Genomic DNA, 15,151 nt, shown 5'->3' with positions numbered 1-15,151 from the left:
ATATCCGATCATATAATAGCAAAAGATTCGCTCAATCTGCTTAATCTGCGAGAGATTAAAAAATCAAAAAAACAAAGACCATGAAAAAATCAACTATTGAAGAAATCAAAGAACGATTCGACAATGATGTCGAACGATTTTCAAATTTAGAAACCGGACAAGTGGCTACAATTGATGCTACTATTTCTTTAGAATTAATAACAGAAGCTTCAAAACGAATTGTCCCAAATGCTAAAAACGTTTTAGATGTGGGCTGTGGAGCAGGAAATTACACTTTAATGATGTTGTCTAAAGTACCGAATTTAAACTGCACTTTGGTCGATTTGAGTTTGCCGATGTTGAATCGAGCTTTTGAAAGAGTTTCTGCAGTAACAAATGGCAAAGTCGAAATAAAGCAAGGCGATATTCGCGAAGTAGCTTTAGAAGAAGGAAGTTTTGATATTATTTTAGCTGGAGCAGTTTTGCATCATTTAAGAGATGATAACGATTGGGAAACGACTTTCACTAAATTATTCAAATTATTAAAACCAGGTGGTTGTTTAATGATTTCTGATTTAATCACACAGGATACAGAATTGTTGAATGAATACACTTGGCAGCGTTATGGCGAATATTTGGAAGGAATAGGAGGGGCGGAGTATCGTCAAAAAGTTTTGGATTATATCGAAAAAGAAGACACGCCAAGATCTACGAATTATCAATTGGATTTGATGAAAAAAGTAGGTTTTTCAAAAGTTGAAATTTTACACAAAAACATGTGTTTCGGAGCTTTTGGAGGAATTAAATAAGTTTTTTAAAATATTGAATTGCCGTTGGTTTTAACCAACGGTTTTAATCTTGGAATACAAAAAGGCTTTAGCCAAATCTGCATTGATTTTGGCTAAAGCCTTTGGAGCTTATTTTTATCCGTTGGTTAAAACCAACGGCTACTCATTTTCTTGCTTTGAGAATTTAGGCGTCGGAAATTTGTTTCTCAGATCAAAAACTAATTCTGATGGACCATTTTTCTGCAAGTAATCTAATTTTTCAACGGCTTCCTCCATTGTTGGGATTTCTCCTTTTGGAATCCACCACATTGCAGTATGCGCTTTTCCGAATTTCTGAAACCATTCTTTTCGGCGTCTTAAAAATTCGCTGTGAAAAGTTTTGTACATATAATGTTCCAATGTTTCGATATTTTCCCAGACTGATACATTTATAATGATTTGTTCGTCATTGTATGGATTTAAACTTGTCGCGTTATAACCGTTTGTGTCGTCTTTTAATCTCCAAACAAAACCTTCGCTTTCTTCAGCTAAAGTGTTTACAGCGTCTATATTGTCTACAAATTCTTTCATTATTGGGTCGTTGATGTCGACTCCTTTCATTTTGGCAATATTAATTTCGGCAAGATGATAATGACTCATAGTTTTATGTTTCTGAATGAGAGGCAATTTAGCTTTTTTCTGAATAATTATTTGCGATAATTAAGTTATATCTATAACAATTTTGCCATTTGATGATCCGTCGCTGACCGCTTTATGAGCGTCAATTGCATTTTCTAAAGTGAAATTTCTCGGATCAATCAATGGTTTTAATTTTCCTTCTTCAATGAATTGTGCGGTTTGTTTAAGGATTTCCCCATGATGTTTCCTTCCTTCGCCACTAATCATAGGACGTAAAACGAAAACGCCATGAATGCTTGCATTACGAAGCGATCCTGGAGCTAATGTATGTGTACCAAAAGCATAACAGCTGCTTATTTGTCCGTAATGGTGAATTGCTTTTAGCGAATCATCAAATGCTTGACCGCCAATAGTATCGTAAATAATATCAAAACCTTTTCCGTTTGTGTATTGATTTACATATTCATCAACCGTTGCGTTTTTATCAATAGGAGTTGCGCCGTAAGATTTTACAATATCAGCTTTTTGAGAAGAGACAGTAGCGTAAACCTCTGCCCCAAAGATTTTTGCAAGTTGTACTACCATATGGCCAACACCACCTGCACCAGCGTGCACTAAAACTTTATCACCTTCTTTTACTTTTGCGCGGTCGATCAAGCCTTCCCAAGCAGTCAGTAAAACTAAAGGGACTCCTGCAGCTTCTTTCATGCTTAAGTTTTTTGGTTTTTTTGCTAATAAAGAAGCGTCTACTGCGGTGTATTCGGCTAAAGTTCCTTGAAGTCCGAGAACGCCACCGGCAAGTCCGTAAACTTCATCTCCAACTATAAAATCGGTTACGCCTTCGCCAATTTCTTCGATTACTCCGGCAAGATCAGTGCCTAAAATGGCAGGCAATATAGGTGAAGCATAAGGCGAGAGCCCTAATCTGATTTTATTGTCGATTGGGTTAACACCACTTGCATGAATTTTTACTAGGACTTCTCCTTTTTTAGGAGCTGGTTTTTCAGTTTCTGTTGTTACAAAATCTGATTCGTATGTATTTGTGAATAATGCTTTCATTTGGTTTAATTATAAAATTTGTGCTGTTTTGTAAACCTGGACAGGAGCAGAAAGTAAAGTCTCGCTTTTTGAAATAAAATCGACTAAATACGGCTGATTGTTGTGTAAATCAAGTCCAATTTGATCTTTCCATTCTTCCCAGATAATAAAAACATTATCGGTTGTATGCAGATCATAACGAATACAGGCTTCTTCTTTTCTCGTTTCGGAAACCAAATGTGTGATCATATTTTGAACTTCTATAAGATTTTCTTTTTTACTTTTAATGATTGCGGTAATGGAGATCATAATTATAAAGTTTTAAAGGTTTCTTCTAAATGTTTGGTATACTGTTCTTTAAAGGTAATAATATTTTCTGGTGTTGCACCTTTTTCAACATCATGAAAATGAAATCCGTTTACTTTTTCCATTCCTGTGAATTTATTCATTTTGTGGAAACCAAACATTGGCCCATCATCAACAGAAGTTTCTTCGAAAAATTCACCTGGAAGTGTAAAAGCCGTTGCAGGGGCATTCCAGCTTGTAGTTAGCATATATTTACGGCCGTGTAAAAGTCCCCCAGTTCCGTAATTGATGTCTGGATTTACGCGACTTCTTCCGTCGCTTTTGTAGATTCCGTTGTTGTGTCCTTGTGTGAAAACATCATCGATATATTTCTTGAAAAGGTTTGGCAATTGAAACCACCAAACAGGTGTATGATAGATAATTAAATCTGCCCAAACGAATTTTTCTACTTCTTTTTGAAGATCGATTTCGTCTTCTACGTGAGTTGTTTTGATTTCGTAATTGTTGTTTTTAGAAAGAAATTCAACGGTCCAATCCTGAACGGTTTTATTGAATTTTCCTCCTGAATGTGCGAATTTTTGTCCGCCATTAATTATAAATATCTTTTTCATTTTTAATTATTGAGATTTGTTTTTAATGCATAGAACATAGATTTTTCCTTATGGGAAAGGGAGTAAGAAAGAAATTAGTTTCTAACAGATAGTTTCCACAATTTTGTCATTCCGAGGGACGAGGAATCTTCACGAGTAACTCTACAAAGATTGGCGACATTCAGTACGGAGCCACTTACGAAGATTCCTCGTCCCTCGGAATGACAATATCGTGTGGGCTATGCGTGATTATGCAAGTGAAACGCTTTTGTAGACAAGGCGAATCTATGTTTCTATGTGTTTAAATATTATATTATTTTATTTTAGCAATTGCCTGATTGATAAACTCCAATTCAGAAGCCGATAAATCGAAATCCATTGTTTTGGCATTTGAAATGGCTTGTTCTGCGTTTCTTGCTCCCGCTAAAACTATTGCAATTCCTTTTTGTAAAGAAGTCCAGCGTAAAACCAATTGCGAAATCGAAATGTGTTTTGAATGTGCTAATGAACTCAATTCTTCGATTAAGGTTTTTACTTGTTGCAAATCGAATTTTCCGAAATAACCATTTCTGTGGTCATTTTCCTTTAATTTGCTGTCTGTGAAATATTTCCCGGTCAATAAACCTCTTTCCATCGGGCTGTAAGCAATAATTCCGATGTTTTCTGCAACTGTAAACGGAATTAAATCGGTTTCGATTGAACGATTTAACATGCTGTATGCCACTTGGTTTGAAGCTACTTGAATTGTTTTTTGCGCTTCCTGAATTTGTGCAACATTGTAATTGCTTACTCCGAAAGCTCTGATTTTTCCTTGCTGAATTAAACTTTCTGCAGCTTCCATTGTTTCAGAAATTGGTGTTGTCGAATCTGGCCAGTGAATTTGCAGTAAATCGATATAATCAGTTTGAAGACGTTTTAAGCTTTCTTCAACTTCTTTAATGACGTTTGCTTTTGATGAATATTTGTAAATCGGCACTTTTTTGCCGTTATCGTCAGCGTCGAAAAAGAAATCGCCTTTTCCGTTGTTGCTTCCGTCCCAAACTAAACCAAACTTTGTAAGTAATTGAACTTTAGAACGATCTTGACTTTTAATAGCTTCTCCAATCATTTCCTCGCTTAAGCCAAATCCGTAAAAAGGAGCAGTGTCAATTGTAGTTACGCCGTGGTCGATTGAAGCGTGAATCGAGTCGATTGAATCTTTCTTTTCTGTTCCGCCCCACATGGTTCCGCCAATGGCAAAAGCACCGTAAGTGATGGTTGATAATTCCAATTCTGAGTTGCCTAATTTTCTATATTCCATGATAATGATTTTTTTCGTTTAAAATTGATGAGGCAAAATTATACCGTTTTTACGATTCTAATTTGGTATATATTTGTGTTTTTTATGTAAATTTGCATCTTCAAATAAATGGAATTATGAAAAAAGAAAATTTATATGAGCCTTTTACAGTTTCTTTTGAGACGCTAAATGAATACCCAGATGTTGGAGATCGTCATAATTTTTTCGAATTGGTTTATATTTTAGGAGGAACTGGAAGACAATGCATCAATAAAAATATTTTTGAATACGATGCAGGACATATGTTTTTATTGACTCCTGAGGATTGTCATAATTTTACGATCGAAACCAAAACGAAGTTTTTCTTTTTGAGATTTAATGATATTTATTTGAAAAATTCGAGTCTGCAGAATGAAAATATTCAGCGATTGGAATATATTCTACAGAATGCAAATCATCAACCGGGTTGTATTTTAAAAAATGATGCCGATAAATGTCTGGTGAAAGTGATGGTGGAAGCTATTATTCGCGAATATGTTGACAAAGATATTTATAACAAGGAATTGATTCAGCAATTGGTAAATACGCTGATTATTATTGTGGCTAGAAATATTGCTAAATATCTTCCGGAACAGGTAAATATGGGTTGTGAAGCTAAAGCGATGGATATTCTGCAATATATTCAGAACAATATTTATTATCCAGAAAAGATTAAAGCGGAATACATAAGTGATTATTTCGGAATTTCGAATACGTATTTAGGGCGTTATTTTAAGAAACATGCGAGTGAAACGATGCAGCAATATATCAGCAATTACAAAACGAAACTGATTGAACATCGTTTGCAATTCAGCGATAAGCGTATAAATGAAATTGCGTATGAGTTTGGTTTCACAGATGAAAGCCACTTTAATAAGTTCTTCAAAAAACAAAAAGGGAATAGTCCGTCTGAGTTTAGAAAGACAATTCGATTGAGTGCTTGATTGATGTCACAAGGATGATGCGGATTTAAACTGGATTTTATTTCACGCAGATTTTAGTGATTTAAGCCGTTTAAAATGGATTTTTTATATAAATCTGCCCGATCTGCGAGAGAAAAAAAGCCATTTTAGATAATCTTCTTAATCACACGAAGTTTGTGCGTATGTTTGTTTGTTTCAGGATTGTAAATTCCGGTGTGATCTAAACGGTCAATACGAACTTTTCCACTTGCGTGAATGATGTAATTGTTTTCCATTATGATTCCAACGTGAATGATATTTCCTTCGTCATTATCAAAAAAGGCCAAATCTCCAACTTCACTTTCTTCAATAAAACTCAAAGGCTCGCCTTCAAGCGCTTGTTGTGAAGCATCACGGTGAATTTTGTAGCCATTTAGTTTGTAAACCATTTGCGTAAAGCCCGAACAATCAATGCCAAAAGGTGTTTTTCCACCCCATAAGTAAGGCGCGTTTAAATACATGAAAGCCGTATTTATTAGAGCGCTTTTAGGTTTGATACCGCTGGTTTTTGTTCCTTCAAAATCAAAATTTGATGTATTGATTTCGCTGTTATTTAAAAAAGACAAAGAAGCTCCAAGCGGAATGGGAAGCAGTAAATTATTTGGAGCTGTTATGTAATCAATTAAGTCGGCATTTAAGATGATCGCCTCTTTGCTCAACTGATTGAATTGCTCTTTGGTGATTTCCTGATATTGTTTTGAATCTACCCAGCCAACATAATCGTCATACTGAATTCGTATTTTAGCCCACTGATTATAGCGTTCTAAAATTTCGATATGTTCGCCAAATAAAAGTTGTGTGACGATTTCACTCCTGTCGCTAGCTTCAGCTCGAACGGGTACTATGGCTAGATTGCAAATTCCAAACATTTAAGGAAATTTATAAGTTGAAAAATCAGGAGCCGTAAATAACTCCTGATTTTTTGTGATATTGTTTTAAGCTCTTTCGATAACAATTGCTGATGCACCACCACCGCCGTTGCAAATTGCAGCCGCTCCGGTTTTTGCATTGTTTTGTTCTAAAACATTAAGCAAAGTTACAATGATACGTGCTCCTGAAGCTCCAAGAGGATGTCCTAAAGAAACAGCACCACCGTTTACGTTTACTTTTTCGTTATCAAGGTTTAATATTTTTGCATTGGCTAATCCAACTACAGAGAAAGCTTCGTTAAATTCGAAGAAATCAACATCTGAAATTGAAATTCCTGCTTTGTTTAAAGCTTTCGGTAATGCTTTTGCTGGACTTGTTGTAAACCATTTTGGTTCTTGAGCAGCATCTGCATAGCCTTTTATGTAAGCTAGAGGTTTTAATCCTAAAGCGTTTGCTTTTTCTTCAGACATTAAAACTAAAGCGGCAGCTCCGTCATTAATTGTTGAAGCGTTTGCAGCGGTTACAGTTCCGTCTTTAGTGAAAACTGGGCTAAGAGAAGGGATTTTATCTAATTTAACATTAGTGTATTCTTCGTCTTTTGAAAAGATAATCGGTTCGCCACGTCTTTGAGGTACTTCAACAGGAACAACTTCATTATCGAATTTTCCAGCATCCCAAGCTTTTGCGCTTCTTTCATAAGATTGAATTGCAAATGCGTCTTGTTCTTCTCGACTGATGTTGTATTCAGTTGCACATAAATCAGCGCAAACTCCCATTGCGTTGTTATCGTAAGCATCTGTCAAACCATCTTTTTGCATTCCGTCCAACATAGTTGCAGGGCCAAATTTGTTTCCGGCACGCATTTGTACATAGTGAGGAATCAAGCTCATGCTTTCCATTCCGCCCGCTACAACAATTTCAGCGTCTCCACAGGCAATTGCTTGTGCAGCAAACATTACGGCTTTCATTCCAGATGCACATACTTTGTTTACTGTCGTTGCAGCAACTTCTTCAGACAAACCAGCAAAAAGCGCTGCTTGACGTGCTGGAGCTTGTCCAACGCCTGCCTGAATTACATTCCCCATAAAAACTTCATCAACTAATTTTGGGTCAAGGTTAATTTTTTGAAGGGCGCCTTTAATAGCGGCAGCGCCTAATTTTGGTGCAGGTACGGTAGATAACCCTCCCATGAAACTTCCGATAGGTGTTCTAACGGCAGAAACGATAACAACTCTTTTGTTCATTTTCTGTGTATAATAGTTAATAAAGCAAATTTACTCTTTATTTGAATAATTTCAAATTTTGTATTGAATAGGGCCGAATTTAAATTTAAGGTCAATTTTTTGTTAATTCTATTTATTTGATTGTGAAGTGTTTTAAAAAAAAGATTGAAAAAAAATAAAAAAAAGCGAAAAAAAGCTTGTGAGATATGGAATGTTGTTCTACATTTGCAACCGCAAAACGGGAAGCAATTCCTTGAGCAAGGAGAGGTGCCAGAGCGGTAATGGAGCAGATTGCTAATCTGTCGACGGGTAACCGTCGCCAGGGTTCGAGTCCCTGTCTCTCCGCTTAATTTTGCCTTCGGGGTGTAGCGTAGCCCGGTTATCGCGCCTGCTTTGGGAGCAGGAGGCCGCAGGTTCGAATCCTGCCACCCCGACAAAACTTTGCCATAAGTTTAAAAAGAAATGGACGCATAGCTCAGCTGGATAGAGCACCTGCCTTCTAAGCAGGCGGTCGAAGGTTCGAATCCTTCTGCGTTCACGAAAAGCCACTCAAATTGAGTGGCTTTTTTGTTTTGTGCAATCTTTGTTCAATTTTAGTAATGATTTTTGATAAGTTATTTAGCTAATTGATTTTAGAATTGTATTTTTATGTTCAACTTTTCTAATACCACGAATCAATGGAATCCCTTATATCAAAATATAAAAGTTTAGGAATTACTGATGTATTGCATTATGAGAAATTCAATTTGATTTCGATAAGCCACCATTCAACAAAAATCGAAGGGTCAACTTTGACAGAATTAGAAACTCAAATTTTGTTAGATGACGGTTTAACTCCAAAAGGAAAGCCTGTAAACGATACTTTGATGGTTACAGATCATTTTAAAGCACTCCATTTTATTATTGATAAAGCAAGAAACAAAGCGCCAATTACAGCTGAGTTAATAAAAGAGATTAACGCTCATGTTATGAAAAGTACAGGAGGAATTTATAGTACTATCTTGGGCGAAGTTGATGCTAGTAAAGGAATGTTTAGAAAAGGCAACGTTACGGCTGGAGTTTCTTACTTCCCAAATTATGATAAGGTAGAAAGATTAACAAATGAATTGGTGAAATTAACAAATGATAAAATGAATAATAACTTGACAGTTGATGAAAAGTTATATTTGTCATTCGATGCACATTTTAACCTTGTAAGCATCCATCCTTTTTATGATGGTAATGGAAGAACTTCGCGATTGTTTATGAATTATATTCAAGCATTTTATGATCTTCCATTGGCAATTGTAAATAGTGAAGATAAGCAAGAATATATTCAAGCATTAATTGATACAAGAAAAGAAGATAATATTCAAATTTTCAGGGATTTCATGAGAAGTCAATACGAAACATATCTTTTAAATGAAATTAAAAAGTTTGAAGATGGTTTCTCCTCAAAATCGAACAAGGGATTCAGCTTTTTATTTTAAATTTTTTATTGGTGTGTTTTTTCGAGTATTCATCTAAACCTTCCAAATTCTCCGTTCATTTCTAAAAAAATGGTTGCAGATTGTAATCTGAAACATAATTGATATTGTCTTTTGTCAGAAAAATAGCTTAGTAAGATAACTTTGGGAAAAATAAACAAATATTAACCCTAAAGTTTGATACTATGAAAAAGGTATTTCTGAATCTCTGTGTGTTGTTGGTATTTACGGCATGCAAAAAAGAAAGCGATGCAACGACTGAAAATACATCTTCGATTTCTTCAAAAACAGATGATTATGAGTTTGTTGGAGGTTATCCGACAGAAGCAACGATACAAAAAGCATACGATGACGCCGACTTAAATCGTGCCATTCAAACCTATAAATTTTTCTATCCAACGGTTTCAGGAGCTGCGATTGGTTTAGGAAATCTTGAAATAGGAGTTAAAGCTAATTCTGTATTTGGAACATTAGATACAAAACCGGGACAAACAGGATATACACTTAATTCAGATACGCCTTATGCTCCGGTTATATTAGATTTATCTAAAGGGCCTATGGTTGTTGATGTTCCAGCTGGTCCTCTGATTGTAGTGGCTATGGATGTTAATCAACGTTGGGTAGCAGATATGGGAATTCCGGGACCTGATGCGGGAAAAGGAGGGAAACATTTGATTCTTCCTTTTGGGTATAAAGGAACTGTTCCTGTAGGCTATAATGTATGGCATTCTTCGTCTAATAATTTAACTGTTGGAGTGCGTTCGCTTCCTGTTGCGGGCGATGTTAAAGCGGCTCTTGAACGTCTTAAAACAGTTAAAGTTTATCCACTCAATAAACCTGCTGACTGGAAAGATCCAACTTGGCTTGAATTATCGGGAAAACCGCAAAATACAACTCCTTTAGAATATGAAACAAAGTTTAAATATTGGGAGATTTTAAAACAAGTTATTGATAGCGAGCCTTCTTACGACGGATATCGCGATTATTATGGTGAGCTTGCGGTTTTGGGTATTGTAAAAGGAAAACCTTTTAATCCAGATGCTCGTTTAAAAGCAATACTTGAAAAAGCAGCAAAAATAGCGAACGCGCAAATGCGTGTCCAATCTTTCGCGGATAGAAGAGCGGATCGTGTAGTATGGAAAGATCGTCAATGGGAATGGGTTGGACTTCGTTCTGAAAATGGAGATTTTGATACCCAAAATTATGTTGATATCGATGCTCGAGAAACGTGGTTTTATCAAGCAATTGGTGCTTCTCCGGCAATGTTTAGACGTAAAGAAGGTTCGGGTTCACTTTATTGGTTAGGTCTTAAAGATAATTCTGGAAAATATGTTGATGGTGCGAAAACCTATAAGTTAACTATTCCAACTCCAGTTCCAGCTAAATTGTTTTGGTCAGTTACAATTTATGATGCCGAGACAAGAAGTCAAGTAGTTACAGGTCAAAACAAAGCAGCTCTTCGTTCATTATTTGAATTAAAAGATAAAATTAGCGGCAAAGAAGTCGATTTATACTTTGGACCAAAAGCTCCTGCTGGAAAAGAAGGACAATGGATTGAAACGATTCCGGGAAAGGGATGGTTTGCTTACATCCGAATTTACGGTCCAGAAGCTGCCGCATTTAACGGATCATGGAAACCGGGAGATTTTGAAGAAGTAAATTGATTTTGAAAAAACAGTTTAGTTAACACCACGGATTTATGAAAAGCAAAAAAATAAAATTAAGTATAGTTTTCTCAGTATGCGTAATTTTTATTGGCGCAGCACAGCAGAAATATAAAATGACTACAGAAATTCCGAAGAGTATAATTACTCCAAATTCTGTAAATACAAGAATAGGTGAACTTACTTTTTTTGACGGAATTCCAACAGAAGAAACAACGAAAAAAGTGTACGATCAAATTGATTTTAGCAGAGGAATTGAGGTTTTCTTAAATGGTATTCCTGGGGCTTCAATGGTGGCGTTAAGACAAGGATGCAGAGATGAAGGCGCTGTTGATGGCACCATAGCTTTATTTCAGAATTTAATGGATTCGAAATCATTGTTTTTGACAGCAAATACCGAAAGCATTTATTATTTATCATGGATTGATCTTAAAAATGGACCAATCGTTGTTGAAAGTCCGCCGAATGTTTTGGGGGTTGTAAATGACTTTTGGTTTCGATACGTTATTGACTTAGGAAATGCGGGGCCAGATAAAGGAAAAGGAGGAAAATATCTTATTCTGCCTCCCGATTATAAAGGCGACATTCCGAAAGGATATTATGCTTATAAATCGCCTACTTATGGAAATCTCGTAATAGGACGAGGATTTATGAAAGATGGTTCTACCAAAGCGGCTGTAGAAAGCATTAAAAGTATTATGAGGATTTACCCATTAGCGGAAGCAGGAAAACCACATCCAGCAAAGTTCAAAGAGGTTTCAGGACACGAAATGCATACGATACATTCTAATGATTATACTTTTTTTGAAGAAGTAAATCAGATTGTTCAAGAAGAGCCTATAGATTCATATGGTCCAGATATGATGGGATTGTTCAACGCCATTGGACTTAAAAAAGGTAAACCATTTGCTCCTGATGAAAGAATGAAAAAAATATTAGTTGATGCTGTTGCCGTAGGTAATGCGACAGCGCGTTCAATTGATTTTCGTTCCCGTTTAGAAGGAAGTATTATTTATCCTGATCGTCATTGGAATACACCTTTTATAGGAGGAAGTTATGAATGGATGATAAAAGGCGGAGGAAGAAATTTTGATGCGAGAACTTTTTTCTACTATGCAGCGACTGTAAATACGCCTGCAATGGCAGTTGCTATGGCAGGAATAGGTTCGCAATATGCTTCTACAAATTTTGATTCAAAAGGAACTCCGTTTGATGGAGGAAAAACATATCGATTTCATGTTCCGGCAAATGTTCCTGTAAAAGATTTTTGGTCTATTGTTTTATACGATCCACAAACGCGTTCTATGCTTCAGACGGATCAGCAATTTCCAAGTTTGTCCAGTCAAACCAATATTGAGAAAAATGCCGATGGAACTGTAGATATTTATTTAGGCCCTTCAAAACCACAAAACTCTAAAAACTGGATTCAGACGATTCCTGGGAAAAGCTGGTTTACCATTTTTAGATTGTATGGCCCGTTACAGCCTTGGTTTGACAAAACGTGGAAATTGTCAGATATTGAACTTGTTAAGTAATAAAAGATATTAATTATTAATTCAAAAAAACGGCCGATCAAATTGATCGGCCGTTTTTTATTTTTTGGCAACAGCCCAAAAAATAGCATTTTTGAGTAATGTAGTGTAAGCTTCATTTTCAAATAATTCTGGAGAATGTCCCATAAAAATGTAAACATTTCTTGATTTGAAATGATCATTTGTCCAAACCACAGGATGATCGCCCATTTTTATTTGTGAATCGGGCTCATAAGTCGATTCGTCAACTGAAGCCAAAACATGAACATTCGGCCGTGGGCTTTTGTCATAAGTGTACCATTCCTCTTTTTTTATCCAAAAATCAGATGGAATTCCTTTTGTTACCGGATGTGATTTGTCTTCAATAGTTACTTTGCCATTCGCAAAATCCGGAATGTAATTGACAAATTTGATTCCGCCCATAAAATCAGAAAACCATTTCCATATTGGATATCCGTCAAATTCTCCAAGCAAGGTCGCATGATGCAAACCTACCCATCCGCCTTTCCCGCTGTTCATGTATTTCTGAAAAGCCTGCATCGATTCGTCGCTCCAAGTGTAAGGCGGGTAATCAAGCTGTATAAAGACTTGGTATTCTTTTAAAAGCTTTTCATTAATTGTTTTGGTGTTTTCAATATAATCAATTGTAAAACTGCTGTCAATTGCGAGTTTGTTCAGCCAAGGTTTTGCCGCTTTTGTGAACGCTAAATGATGTCCGCCATTTTCATATAAAACTAAAGCCTTAAATCTTGTCTTTTTTGATTTTTGAGCATTGCAATTGGTCTGAAATAAAAAGGTTGCAAGAAGTAAAGCGACAATTATAATTGAATTTTTCATTTAAGTTTCTGTTTTTTAATTTTCGACCATAGCCGTTATAGCTTGTAAAAACCATGCTGAATGCGGAATCCATTGTTCTGTCCAGCGCCATTCGTCATTTCCGTCAACATCCATATTAAAATCAATTCCAGATCCATCGGCATTGCCTTCTTTTGCGGTAATTCCGTTTGAAATTCCCCCTTTTTCAGATCCATGGCCATAATTAGAATGCATGTAAGGAACATTTGTTTCTCCAAATTGATACAAAAAGCAAACAGAATAAGGGTTGCATCCCAAAATCCAAGATAATTGCTGTGAAGCGAAAATATCGAGTGATTTTTTTGTGCTGTCATTTTTTTGAAGAGAGGTAACTTTCGCGCCCTCGATTGCGGCAGTTGCAAGTGAGGCTAAACGCGCGTTTTCGCCTTGCCACCACCAGCCAGTTTCATTTTCGTGCGGAATAAAAAATCCGTCTTTTACTTGTCCGTTAAATAGAAAACTCTGTCTTGCATAGCCAAAAGGATTGTTGGTATTATTTGTAACTGACAAATTATAATCCAATGCTTTTTTGATCACAGTTGTTGCTTCTAATCTTTCTTTTTTGTCCTTTTCTTTTTTCAAATAACGTGTCAAGGCCACAACAGGTAAACCAGCATCTGCTGCGTGCCAAAAAGGACGATTTCCGTCGTTGCTTCTAAACCAACCTTTATCTGTCATTCGGTTTTCAAGATTGTGTGCCCATTTTCTGGCTTCATCTCGATAGAAATTTTCATTTGTTGCAATCCAAAGTTCTGTTGCAGCCATTAAAGCACAATAGTCATCTATGATGTTTTCTTTTCCGTCATCATCATATTTTGTGTTGTTTAATAAAAGATGTTTGTAAGCTCTTTTTGCACCTTCTAAATATTGTTTTGAGCTAAAATCACCACTTTTTTTCCATTGTGAAATTCTGGCAAGAGAAGCAATTGCCATTCCTGCGCCTTCGCGAAAAGCCGACTGATATTCATCTGTAGTAACACTATTAGCTTTTAATCCCACAATTCGTCTAGCGGAAGGATTTTTATCGAAATAGCTGAAAACAATCATATAAAAATAATCTTTGTCAGAAAGACAACGCATCATATAATCAGCTCCCCAAATCGCTTCATTATCTAGTGAATCTTTAATTTTCCATTGTTGTAGTTTTTTTGGAATGGTCTCAGATGTATTGATAAGCGACCATGTTACTAATGGCGTTTGTTGTGGCGATACAAAATTGGCGTAGGCCAAATGCGAAAAATATTTGCTTACATCTCCTGATGCGTCGCACCATCCTCCATGAACATCCACTTTTTTTGTGCTTCCAAATAGCAACATATTTTTGTCTGCTTCGAGTTCTTCTGGCGTGTTTGCTCTTTGTTTATTGTAATAATGTACAATAGCAGAAATAGTTTTCTTTGCTAATATATTTTCTTCAATTTCAAAACGTGCTGAGGTGTAAATTTGATCTGCAATTTTGAAAGTGATTTTATAATTACCGGGTTTTTGAAAAGATGAAAAATCGGCTTTGTAATAAAATTTGCTGAGTTTCCAATCGTCAACACTTTCTGCTTTTCCAATTTTTGAAGTAAAAACTGTTTTTCCGGATTCGGCATCTACAACATCAAAAGTTGAATTTAAAAGATTTTTGTAATATTCGATAATAGCAATTTTTGGGCTTTTGGGATCAAAGCCAACTTGATTTACATGAATAATAGTTTTGCAGTAAGCTGAAAAAGAAAGAAACAAAACTATCAAAGTGCATTTTAATTTTAGCATGGTTGTTTTTTTTATCAAAATGGATTGTTTTCAAATAACTTTTAAGCAAAATACGAAAAAGTGAAAATTTGACGTGCTTTTTAAAATTCTTTAAAAAAATCAAGAACTTTAAGTTGCGGCTTATTTCTGCTAAGAATTTAAATGCAGGAATAAAAAAAATGATGTGTTTTTGTTGTGCTTTTTG

14 protein-coding genes and 3 tRNA genes are annotated in these 15,151 nt (G+C 35.8%); 8 read left to right on the top strand and 9 right to left on the bottom strand.

Going from position 1 to position 15,151, the window contains the following annotated elements; translation table 11 throughout:
- Positions 1-80: 80 nt before the first annotated feature.
- A complete protein-coding gene (locus tag AAYQ19_RS06595; RefSeq protein WP_343535160.1) occupies positions 81-788 on the top strand; it encodes a class I SAM-dependent methyltransferase in 708 nt (235 codons plus the stop codon).
- Between the two features lie 138 nt (positions 789-926).
- Here AAYQ19_RS06595 and AAYQ19_RS06590 read toward each other — a convergent pair whose 3' ends face one another.
- The 5 genes from AAYQ19_RS06590 to AAYQ19_RS06570 all read right to left on the bottom strand — a co-directional run bounded on the left by AAYQ19_RS06590 (position 927) and on the right by AAYQ19_RS06570 (position 4,619).
- On the bottom strand, positions 927-1,406 hold the full coding sequence (locus tag AAYQ19_RS06590) for a DUF3291 domain-containing protein (RefSeq protein ID WP_343535158.1): 480 nt from the start codon (positions 1,404-1,406) through the stop codon (positions 927-929).
- A gap of 60 nt (positions 1,407-1,466) precedes the next feature.
- The gene (locus AAYQ19_RS06585) at positions 1,467-2,444 is read right to left on the bottom strand and encodes a zinc-dependent alcohol dehydrogenase family protein (protein ID WP_343535156.1); all 978 of its coding nucleotides are present in this window, start codon (positions 2,442-2,444) and stop codon (positions 1,467-1,469) included.
- 9 nt (positions 2,445-2,453) lie between these two features.
- Positions 2,454-2,732, bottom strand: coding sequence for a putative quinol monooxygenase (locus AAYQ19_RS06580; protein ID WP_343535155.1), 279 nt, complete (start codon positions 2,730-2,732; stop codon positions 2,454-2,456).
- A gap of 2 nt (positions 2,733-2,734) precedes the next feature.
- The gene (locus AAYQ19_RS06575) at positions 2,735-3,340 is read right to left on the bottom strand and encodes an NAD(P)H-dependent oxidoreductase (protein ID WP_343535154.1); all 606 of its coding nucleotides are present in this window, start codon (positions 3,338-3,340) and stop codon (positions 2,735-2,737) included.
- 292 nt (positions 3,341-3,632) lie between these two features.
- Complete coding sequence (locus AAYQ19_RS06570; RefSeq protein ID WP_343535153.1) at positions 3,633-4,619, bottom strand: aldo/keto reductase; 987 nt, start codon at positions 4,617-4,619, stop codon at positions 3,633-3,635.
- A 116-nt stretch (positions 4,620-4,735) separates the two neighbouring features.
- Between AAYQ19_RS06570 and AAYQ19_RS06565 the strand changes: the two genes are divergently transcribed.
- On the top strand, positions 4,736-5,581 hold the full coding sequence (locus tag AAYQ19_RS06565) for an AraC family transcriptional regulator (RefSeq protein ID WP_343535151.1): 846 nt from the start codon (positions 4,736-4,738) through the stop codon (positions 5,579-5,581).
- Positions 5,582-5,706: 125 nt separating this feature from the next.
- On the opposite strand, the gene AAYQ19_RS06560 is transcribed toward AAYQ19_RS06565, so the two are convergent.
- Both AAYQ19_RS06560 and AAYQ19_RS06555 read right to left on the bottom strand, forming a co-directional pair.
- Positions 5,707-6,468 carry a C40 family peptidase gene (locus AAYQ19_RS06560; protein ID WP_343535149.1) on the bottom strand — a complete coding sequence of 254 codons (762 nt, stop codon included), beginning with the start codon at positions 6,466-6,468 and terminating at the stop codon, positions 5,707-5,709.
- A gap of 66 nt (positions 6,469-6,534) precedes the next feature.
- Positions 6,535-7,713, bottom strand: a complete 1,179-nt coding sequence (locus AAYQ19_RS06555) for an acetyl-CoA C-acyltransferase (RefSeq protein ID WP_343535147.1) — start codon at positions 7,711-7,713, stop codon at positions 6,535-6,537.
- A 240-nt stretch (positions 7,714-7,953) separates the two neighbouring features.
- On the opposite strand from AAYQ19_RS06555, the gene AAYQ19_RS06550 reads away from it, so the two are divergent.
- From AAYQ19_RS06550 to AAYQ19_RS06525, 6 genes are all read left to right on the top strand, one after another.
- A tRNA-Ser gene (locus AAYQ19_RS06550) sits at positions 7,954-8,037 on the top strand.
- 14 nt (positions 8,038-8,051) lie between these two features.
- Positions 8,052-8,126 (top strand) — tRNA-Pro (locus AAYQ19_RS06545).
- Positions 8,127-8,156: 30 nt separating this feature from the next.
- Positions 8,157-8,230: transfer RNA gene (locus tag AAYQ19_RS06540), tRNA-Arg, on the top strand.
- A 139-nt stretch (positions 8,231-8,369) separates the two neighbouring features.
- The gene (locus tag AAYQ19_RS06535; RefSeq protein WP_343535145.1) at positions 8,370-9,161 is read left to right on the top strand and encodes a Fic family protein; all 792 of its coding nucleotides are present in this window, start codon (positions 8,370-8,372) and stop codon (positions 9,159-9,161) included.
- A 182-nt stretch (positions 9,162-9,343) separates the two neighbouring features.
- A complete protein-coding gene (locus AAYQ19_RS06530) occupies positions 9,344-10,822 on the top strand; it encodes a DUF1254 domain-containing protein (protein WP_343535143.1) in 1,479 nt (492 codons plus the stop codon).
- A 35-nt stretch (positions 10,823-10,857) separates the two neighbouring features.
- Positions 10,858-12,357 (top strand): DUF1254 domain-containing protein, encoded by a 1,500-nt coding sequence (locus AAYQ19_RS06525; protein WP_343535142.1) that lies wholly within the window; start codon positions 10,858-10,860, stop codon positions 12,355-12,357.
- Positions 12,358-12,414: 57 nt separating this feature from the next.
- Here the strand turns inward: AAYQ19_RS06525 and AAYQ19_RS06520 are convergent, their stop codons facing one another.
- Positions 12,415-13,191, bottom strand: a complete 777-nt coding sequence (locus tag AAYQ19_RS06520; protein WP_343535141.1) for a ThuA domain-containing protein — start codon at positions 13,189-13,191, stop codon at positions 12,415-12,417.
- 15 nt (positions 13,192-13,206) lie between these two features.
- Positions 13,207-14,967, bottom strand: a complete 1,761-nt coding sequence (locus tag AAYQ19_RS06515) for a glycoside hydrolase family 9 protein (protein ID WP_343535139.1) — start codon at positions 14,965-14,967, stop codon at positions 13,207-13,209.
- Positions 14,968-15,151 lie beyond the last annotated feature (184 nt).

The organism is Flavobacterium mesophilum (assembly GCF_039581405.1).
Taxonomy (GTDB): Bacteria; Bacteroidota; Bacteroidia; order Flavobacteriales; family Flavobacteriaceae; genus Flavobacterium.
This window is presented reverse-complemented; position numbering and strand designations above follow the sequence as displayed.

Excerpts from the sequence above, each read along its gene's own strand:
- AAYQ19_RS06595 (WP_343535160.1), top strand. The coding sequence starts at position 81 with ATGAAAAAATCAACTATTGAAGAAATCAAAGAACGATTCGACAATGAT.
- AAYQ19_RS06590 (WP_343535158.1), bottom strand. The coding sequence starts at position 1,406 with ATGAGTCATTATCATCTTGCCGAAATTAATATTGCCAAAATGAAAGGA.
- AAYQ19_RS06585 (WP_343535156.1), bottom strand. The coding sequence starts at position 2,444 with ATGAAAGCATTATTCACAAATACATACGAATCAGATTTTGTAACAACA.
- AAYQ19_RS06580 (WP_343535155.1), bottom strand. The coding sequence starts at position 2,732 with ATGATCTCCATTACCGCAATCATTAAAAGTAAAAAAGAAAATCTTATA.
- AAYQ19_RS06575 (WP_343535154.1), bottom strand. The coding sequence starts at position 3,340 with ATGAAAAAGATATTTATAATTAATGGCGGACAAAAATTCGCACATTCA.
- AAYQ19_RS06570 (WP_343535153.1), bottom strand. The coding sequence starts at position 4,619 with ATGGAATATAGAAAATTAGGCAACTCAGAATTGGAATTATCAACCATC.
- AAYQ19_RS06565 (WP_343535151.1), top strand. The coding sequence starts at position 4,736 with ATGAAAAAAGAAAATTTATATGAGCCTTTTACAGTTTCTTTTGAGACG.
- AAYQ19_RS06560 (WP_343535149.1), bottom strand. The coding sequence starts at position 6,468 with ATGTTTGGAATTTGCAATCTAGCCATAGTACCCGTTCGAGCTGAAGCT.
- AAYQ19_RS06555 (WP_343535147.1), bottom strand. The coding sequence starts at position 7,713 with ATGAACAAAAGAGTTGTTATCGTTTCTGCCGTTAGAACACCTATCGGA.
- AAYQ19_RS06535 (WP_343535145.1), top strand. The coding sequence starts at position 8,370 with ATGGAATCCCTTATATCAAAATATAAAAGTTTAGGAATTACTGATGTA.
- AAYQ19_RS06530 (WP_343535143.1), top strand. The coding sequence starts at position 9,344 with ATGAAAAAGGTATTTCTGAATCTCTGTGTGTTGTTGGTATTTACGGCA.
- AAYQ19_RS06525 (WP_343535142.1), top strand. The coding sequence starts at position 10,858 with ATGAAAAGCAAAAAAATAAAATTAAGTATAGTTTTCTCAGTATGCGTA.
- AAYQ19_RS06520 (WP_343535141.1), bottom strand. The coding sequence starts at position 13,191 with ATGAAAAATTCAATTATAATTGTCGCTTTACTTCTTGCAACCTTTTTA.
- AAYQ19_RS06515 (WP_343535139.1), bottom strand. The coding sequence starts at position 14,967 with ATGCTAAAATTAAAATGCACTTTGATAGTTTTGTTTCTTTCTTTTTCA.